This window comes from Neisseria sp. P0008.S004, from assembly GCF_051962755.1.
Classification (GTDB): Bacteria; Pseudomonadota; Gammaproteobacteria; order Burkholderiales; family Neisseriaceae; genus Neisseria; species Neisseria subflava_A.
In genome coordinates this window covers 1-8367 of the sequence record NZ_JBQCUZ010000016.1, presented here as the reverse complement: position 1 = coordinate 8367, position 8367 = coordinate 1, and the positions used below count along the sequence as shown (strand labels likewise).

The 8367-nt window shown below is 46.1% G+C and carries 4 protein-coding genes; 3 read left to right on the top strand and 1 reads right to left on the bottom strand.

Going from position 1 to position 8367, the window contains the following annotated elements; translation table 11 throughout:
• Positions 1-2520, top strand: a 2520-nt coding sequence (locus tag ACTHSW_RS10615; RefSeq protein WP_440373901.1) for a collagen-flanked surface repeat-containing protein, incomplete at its 5' end; no start/stop codon positions are given.
• Between the two features lie 237 nt (positions 2521-2757).
• On the opposite strand, the gene dusA is transcribed toward ACTHSW_RS10615, so the two are convergent.
• On the bottom strand, positions 2758-3762 hold the full coding sequence (gene dusA, locus ACTHSW_RS10610; protein WP_070460248.1) for a tRNA dihydrouridine(20/20a) synthase DusA: 1005 nt from the start codon (positions 3760-3762) through the stop codon (positions 2758-2760).
• A 215-nt stretch (positions 3763-3977) separates the two neighbouring features.
• Between dusA and ACTHSW_RS10605 the strand changes: the two genes are divergently transcribed.
• On the top strand, positions 3978-4598 hold the full coding sequence (locus ACTHSW_RS10605) for an L-threonylcarbamoyladenylate synthase (protein ID WP_004521114.1): 621 nt from the start codon (positions 3978-3980) through the stop codon (positions 4596-4598).
• 558 nt (positions 4599-5156) lie between these two features.
• On the top strand, positions 5157-8367 hold a 3211-nt coding region (locus tag ACTHSW_RS10600; protein WP_440373900.1), incomplete at its 3' end, for an ESPR-type extended signal peptide-containing protein.

Here is an 8367-nt window from a genome sequence, read left to right as displayed (position 1 = left end):
GTTAAAGACGGTGCAACTGGTGCTAAAGGTGATACCGGTGCAGACGGTAAGAATGCTAAAGCCGACGTTAAAGACAACGGCAACGGCACTCACACTGTAACCATCACTGATGGCGAAGGTAATACCACTACTACTATCATTAAAGATGGTAAGAACGCTGAAGCCGAAGTTAAAGACAACGGCAACGGTACTCACACTGTAACGATCAAAGACGGTAACGGTAATACCACTACTACCATCGTTAAAGACGGTGCAACTGGCGCTACCGGTGAAACAGGTGCAACTGGTGCTAAAGGTGATACCGGTGCAGACGGTAAGAATGCTAAAGCCGACGTTAAAGACAACGGCAACGGCACTCACACTGTAACCATCACTGATGGTGAAGGTAATACCACTACTACTATCGTTAAAGACGGTAAGAACGCTGAAGCCGAAGTTAAAGACAACGGCAACGGTACTCATACTGTAACCATCAAAGACGGTAACGGTAATACCACTACTACCATCGTTAAAGACGGTGCAACTGGCGCTACTGGTGCAACTGGTGCAGATGGTAAGAATGCTAAAGCCGAAGTTAAAGACAACGGCAACGGTACTCACACTGTAACCATCACTGATGGTGAAGGTAATACCACTACTACTATCGTTAAAGATGGTACAGCTGCAGCTAAGGGTGATACCGGTGCTAAAGGTGAAGATGGTAAGAATGCTAAAGCCGATGTTAAAGACAATGGCAACGGCACTCACACTGTAACCATCACTGATGGCGAAGGTAATACCACTACTACTATCGTTAAAGACGGTAAGAACGCTGAAGCCGAAGTTAAAGACAACGGCAACGGTACTCACACTGTAACGATCAAAGACGGTAACGGTAATACCACTACTACCATCGTTAAAGACGGTGCAACTGGCGCTACCGGTGCAACTGGTGCAGATGGTAAGAATGCTAAAGCCGAAGTTAAAGACAACGGCAACGGCACTCACACTGTAACCATCACTGATGGCGAAGGTAATACCACTACTACTATCGTTAAAGATGGTACAGCAGCAGCTAAAGGTGATACCGGTGCAACTGGTGCAGATGGTAAGAATGCTAAAGCCGACGTTAAAGACAACGGCAATGGCACTCACACTGTAACCATCACTGATGGCGAAGGTAATACCACTACTACTATCGTTAAAGACGGTAAGAACGCTGAGGCCGAAGTTAAAGACAACGGCAACGGTACTCACACTGTAACCATCAAAGACGGTAACGGTAATACCACTACTACGATCGTTAAAGACGGTGCAACTGGCGCTACCGGTGCAACTGGTGCAGATGGTAAGAATGCTAAAGCCGAAGTTAAAGACAACGGCAACGGTACTCACACTGTAACCATCACTGATGGCGAAGGTAATACCACTACTACTATCGTTAAAGATGGTACAGCTGCAGCTAAGGGTGATACCGGTGCTAAAGGTGAAGATGGTAAGAATGCTAAAGCCGACGTTAAAGACAACGGCAACGGCACTCACACTGTAACCATCACTGATGGCGAAGGTAATACCACTACTACTATCGTTAAAGACGGTGCAACTGGCGCTACTGGTGCAGATGGTAAGAATGCTAAAGCCGAAGTTAAAGACAACGGCAACGGCACTCATACTGTAACCATCACTGATGGCGAAGGTAATACCACTACTACCATTGTTAAAGATGGTACAGCTGCAGCTAAAGGTGATACCGGTGACAACGGTAAGTCTGCTGAAGGTAAAGTTGAGCGTGATGAAGCTAAAGGTACTTCTACCATCACTATCAACAACTTCGATAAAGACGGTAAAGTCATCTCTACTTCTACTGCAACCGTGAAAGATGGTAAAGACGGTAAAGACGGTAAAGATGCTGATGGCACCTTCGGTCTGGTTGACGAGACTGGTACTACTGACGGCTCTATCTCCAAACCTCTGAATAACACTATTCAGATTAAAGGTGATGCGGGTACTAAAGTTCAAGTATTCGACAAAGCAACCGGTAAGACTTCAGAGAAAGAAGTTCAAAACATCTTCGTTAAGAAAGACGGCGATGCGCTGAAAGTCAGCATGAACCCTGATCTGACCGTTAACAGTGTTACTACTAACGAACTGAAAGCAGGTCCTGTAACCATCAACCAAGGTGGTATCGATGCCGGCAATACTACTATCCAAAATGTTGCTCCAGGTAAGAAAGGTACCGATGCAGTTAACGTTGACCAGCTGAACCAAAAATTCGGCGATGTGAACAGCAATGTGAACAAGGTTGACAACAACGCCCGCGCAGGTGTGGCTCAAGCTCTGGCTACTGCCGGTCTGCCACAAGCTTACTTGCCAGGTAAGAGCATGCTGGCTATCGGTGGCGGTCACTACCGCGGTGAAACCGGTTACGCTGTCGGCTTCTCTAGCATCTCCGATGGTGGTAACTGGATCATCAAAGGTACTGCTTCCGGCAACTCACGTGGTCACTTCGGTGCTACCGCAGCAGTTGGTTACCAATGGTAATCTGACTTTCAGACGGCCTGAAAAGGCCGTCTGAAAAGACGAAGCAAAGTAAATGCGGCCTATTTAGGCCGCATTTTTTTATGCTTAGATTATGTGTTGGGTTTATTCGATGAATTAATCATCATAGTAGCCAAAGAGAAATGAATATATCTTTAGCAGTCTGTTGTAATTTAAAAGGCCGTCTGAAACATCATTTGATGTTTCAGACGGCCTTTCATTTATTCGAACGATATGGCATTAGTCCCAAATATTTGCGCGTTCGACTTCTTTCCATGCGTCTAGAATCAGGCTGCCGTCGTTGTCTTTCAGCAAAGCGGCATCTGAGAGCATACGGCGCCAAGTGCGGGCATTTTTTAGGCCGTGCATCAAGCCCAGTGCATGGCGGACGATGTGGCGTAGGATGGTGCCGCGCCCTGAGGCGATTTGTTCGCGGCTGTATGCGTATAGCCAAGCTGCTAAATCTGCGTATTGGATTGGTGCGTGTGTGTCGTTGTAAAACAGTACATCCCAATTGCGCATCAGCATTGGATTATGATAAGCCTCGCGCCCGATCATGACCCCATCGACAAATTTCAGATGTTCGGCGATTTCTTCGTTGGTGGTGATGCCGCCGTTAATCAAAATTTCCAAGTCGGGAAAATTTTGTTTTAAGCGATAGACGTATTCATATTTGAGTGGCGGGACTTCGCGGTTTTCTTTCGGGGATAAACCGTCTAACCAAGCATTACGCGCATGGACGATAAATGTGCGGCAGGCTGTTTTTTTGTGTAATGTTCCCACAAAATCTGCTACGACTTGATATTCTGTTTGTCTGTCTACACCGATGCGGTGTTTGACCGTCACCGGAATTTCAACTGCATCCTGCATCGCGTTCAAACAATCTGCCACCAAATCTACATCATTCATCAGGCAAGCGCCGAAAGCGCCTTTTTGAACGCGTGGGCTGGGGCAGCCGCAATTTAGGTTGACTTCATTATAGCCATACGCTTCAGCCGCTTTGGTAGCGATTGCCAAGTCATGCGGATCTGAGCCGCCAAGCTGTAAAGCTACCGGTTGCTCGCCTTCGTTGAAACTCAAAAAGCGGTCTTTATCTCCGTAAACTACTGCGCCTGAATTGACCATTTCGCTATAAAGCCAAGCATTGCGTGTAATTTGTCGCGCCATAAAGCGATAGTGTCTGTCTGTCCAATCAAGCATAGGTGCGACAGACAAGTGGCGGGAAGGTAGGGAAGAAGCAGGCATTGAGATGACTTTCAAACAAAATAATGCATTATATAGTGTATTAAATTGACTTTCGATATCGGCCGGTAAATCAAAATTATATATAAGGATCACTGGGTCAGCCGTGTTGTAGCTAAGGCTAAATCCATTCATTGTGGTGGAAATCCAATATTCAGACGGCCAAATAAGTTTTAAAATGTCAAACAACAAACCATTAGAATGATAAGGAAAAAAACATGGCACAATTTTTCGCCATCCATCCCGATAATCCCCAAGACCGCCTCATCAAGCAAGCCGCCGATATTGTCCGCAGTGGCGGCGTCATCGTTTACCCTACGGATTCCTGCTATGCACTGGGTTGCAAACTCGGCGACAAAAATGCGATGGAGCGCATTCTCACGATTCGCAAAATCGATCAAAAACACCACCTGACCTTGATGTGTGCCGATTTGAGTGAATTGGGTACTTACGCCAAAGTGGATAATGCCCAGTTCCGCCAGCTCAAAGCAGCTACGCCCGGCAGCTACACCTTTATCCTGCAGGCAACCAAAGAAGTACCCAATCGCACGCTTCATCCCAAGCGCAAAACCATCGGCCTGCGTGTTCCTGATAACGCTACTGCCTTGGCACTTTTGCAAGAATTGGGCGAACCTATTTTAAGTTGCACCCTCATGCTGCCTGAAGACGAAGAGCCGTTGACCGATCCATACGAAATTCGAGACCGTCTTGAACATGCTGTCGATTTGGTTATCGATGGTGGCTGGTGCGGTACTGAGCCGACGACGGTTATCGATATGACCGATGGCACCGAGCTGATTCGTCAAGGCAAGGGCGATATTGCCGTATTCGGTTTGTAAAACCATCTACGTTTGTATAAGTAGGGATATGCGTATTCTTTCTATGACGTATTAAAAGCATATTGCCGATTTTATTGATAGCTTAAAAACCAAATTATTTAAGCAAGTAGTTGTTCAATATCATTTCATTAAAGGCCGTCTGAAACATTTCAGACGGCCTTTTTCTTTCGTTTTTTAATAAATAATATTTTAAATAATTGGCATATGAGTTGCATGGTTACTGTGTTTGCTTGTGACTTGTCAATGGAATGCAACACACCGCTTATTAATAGAAACATGGCTGAAACCCTTTTGATGATTGGTTTTTTGGTTGAAAGCCGTAATTTTATTTAGAAATTAAAGATAATCGGTTGATATTTCTGACTAGCGGATATTTAGTAAGTATGAAATACTATTTCACTTCGAGATAGTAAAAGACCTAAATTTCGTCTTAAAGTGACAATAAACGTCAGCTCGAAGCAAGCATTTTGCAGGGAAATCCTCCGCAATAGATTTTTTAAAGTAGCGTCATGCTCACGCCTACGCTTTTACCCATCATAAAAAGAGAAAGACACACTAATGAATAAGATATTTAAAGTCGTTTGGAACCGTACGATTCAATCTTTCGTTGTAACGTCCGAATTGGCCAAAGGCCGTGTGAAATCGTCTGCAGAACAAAACAGTACAGATGTATCTGCCGAATCCGGTAAAAATGGTATCGCGACAGTTTTCAGATTGACAGTGATTTCGGCAGCTCTTTTGGGTGCAGGTAATTCGTATGCGGCAACTGCGGGACGTGGGCTAATTGCGGTTGATCCTCCAACCAGTGCTACTGCGGTCAGCGGTGCAACAGCGACCGGTATTGGTGCTCTGTCAGTAGGAGCATCAGCCAATGCCACGGCTAATGGTGCAGTTGCGGTAGGTACGAGTGCAAATGCAACACATAATAACAGTCTTGCTGTTGGTACAAATGCCAAGGCTACCCAAACTCATGCTGTTGCGATGGGTGCAGATACAAGTGCAAGTAGTTCATATGCAACAGCGATAGGTAAAAGTGCCAATGCTGTTTCTGCAGATTCAACAGCACTGGGTGCAGATTCCAAAGCAAATGGTACGCAAGCGACAGCGGTAGGTAAGAATGCTCTTGCCAACAATGTTAGTACTACAGCGCTTGGTAATGAAGCTCAGGCTTATGGTATTGGCTCAATGGCTTTGGGTAAATCCAGTACATCAAGAGGTCAAGACGGCATTGCGATTGGCAGCGGCAGTCAGGCTGCAGCCAATGCGCAAAATGCCATTGCAATCGGTACCAATGCAGTGGGTTATCAAAGTGAGTCTATCGCTATAGGTAATTCAACCCAAGCTCAAACTGGAAACACCATTGCCATCGGTAAAAGTGCAGTGGCAAATTCTCCAAGTTCGGGTAGTGCGCTATCAAGTGCTATTGCACTTGGTGCAGACGCGAATGCAACCGGCCTTGGTACGATTGCTATTGGACGTGCATCTGGGGTTCTTTCCCAAAACATTATGCACCCGGGTTTAACTCACAATAATATTGCTATTGGTAATACGGCTCGAGTAGGCGATTCAAGTAGTCCTAAGATAACTCAGGCTATTGCTATTGGTTCAGGTAACCGTGTCGATGCACAGGGCAGACCTGAGGGCGCGTGGGCAAAGGGTGACCAATCTATTGCGGTTGGTGGTAATGTTGTAGCTGAGGGTAATTCATCTATCTCGGTGGGTGGTGATGACCTTGATAGTGTTGGTGGTACCCAATATTCAGGCAGCGCAACGGACAAATTCATCAAATACAATGCCCAAGGTGCGAAAGTTGGTGAATATGCGCTACGTGGTAAAAATCTGCGGGATATCTATAAAGAAATGACCGGAGATACAATGAATAGCGGGGTTTATGGTAATACCATTGCCGGTCAAGGTTCTGTTGCATTAGGTGTGCAGTCTAATTCATCTGCCGATTTGTCTCTGGCTATTGGTACTAAATCTCAAGCCACTGCCTTTGGTGGTGTAGCTTTGGGTACAGGTGCAAAAGCAACTTTGCTGAACTCTGTGGCTTTGGGTACGGCTTCTAAAACCGATAAAGAAGGTCGGGCATACGTTCAACGCGAAATTATGGGTGTAACCTACACTTGGGCAGGCGGTCAAACTACCGATGCCGGTGATGTTGTGTCTGTTGGTTCTCAAGGTTACGAACGCCAAATTATCAATGTATCCCCTGGCGATATTTCTGCTACTTCTACTGATGCCATCAACGGCTCTCAACTTTATGGCGTATTGAATGCGCTTGAACGCGTTCGTTATTTTTCTGTTAAGTCAGAAGAAGGCAAAACTGACGGTACGAAAAACTGGAATAATGATGGCGCAAAAGCAACCAATTCGATTGCCATCGGACCAAATGCAGCAACAAGTACAGGTGCGACGGGTAGTGTTTCCTTGGGCCATAATGCCAACGTACTTGGTTCGTCTTCTGTTGCCGTTGGCCCAAATGCAACTGTAACTTCAGGAACTGTGGGTGCCGTGGCTTTAGGCTCTAATGCCAATTCTCGCGGTACAGGTTCTATCGCCATAGGTTTGAATACAGAAAATGATCGCAATTACTCTATAGTCGTCGGTGCTCACAGTAGAGCCAACTACGAAAATGCAACCGTTGTCGGTGCAAGGGCAGCAGCACAAAATAACGGTACGGCAATGGGCTATTTGTCAAATGCAGTCGGTGATGATTCTGTTGCAATTGGTCATCAGGCACAGACTGCTCAATCTTATTCTATCGCCATTGGTAAGCAGGCAAACAGTTCAGGCCTTTATTCCACCGCTATTGGTTCCTCAGCCCAAGCTGCCGGGCAGAATAGTTTTGCCGGCGGTAATAATGCAAAAGCGACTGGAAGCGATTCAGTTGCGTTGGGTAATGGTGCGACGACTACGGTTGGTAGCTCTGTTGCATTGGGCAATGGTGCTGTTGGCACTGCCAATAATTTTGATGCAACAGCTAAAAATGCAACATTCAAAAACGATAGCGGCGCTGCGACCAATGTCAGCTATGCGGCTTCTTCATCCTCCAAAACAGGCGCGGTTTCTGTAGGCAGCGCAGGCAATGAACGCCAAATCCAGAATGTTGCTGCAGGCCGTATTTCCGCCACTTCAACCGATGCAGTTAATGGTAGCCAACTGTACACTGTTATGAACAATGTTGGACACAATATCCAACAAAACGGTACAGACAAATCCCGTATCAATAACAACGGTACAGTCAACTACGCTAATGGCAACTTGACGACCGTTGCAGTTACCGATGGCGAGAATGCATCAAAAGTCCAAATCAACGTCACTCAAGGCACATTGTCTGTCAATAATAATGGCACAGTTTCCGCACCGACTGCCGGTGTAGCGACTGCTGGTGATGTAGCCAATGCCATCAATAATGCCAAAACCACAACCAATGTAGCGGCAGGCAGCAACACGCACGTTAATAAAACAACTTCAGGCAAAGAAACCACTTATACCGTCAGCGCAGATAAAGCAACTGTACAAGTTTCCAATGCTTTGAATTTGACCTCCAATACTACAACTGCATCCGATGGCGCAGTCACAACTAATTACAGTATCGATCTCGCTCAAAGCACTAAAGATAACATCCAAAAAGGCGTAGATGCCAAAACCGCCGTTGACAGCAAAGGCCTGACCTTTAGCGGCGACAACGGCAGCACCAATATCGAAAAACTCGGCTCCACCGTGACCGTTGCCGGCGACGACAACATCACCACCGAAGCCCAAG

Excerpts from the sequence above, each read along its gene's own strand:
- dusA (WP_070460248.1), bottom strand. The coding sequence starts at position 3,762 with ATGCCTGCTTCTTCCCTACCTTCCCGCCACTTGTCTGTCGCACCTATG.
- ACTHSW_RS10605 (WP_004521114.1), top strand. The coding sequence starts at position 3,978 with ATGGCACAATTTTTCGCCATCCATCCCGATAATCCCCAAGACCGCCTC.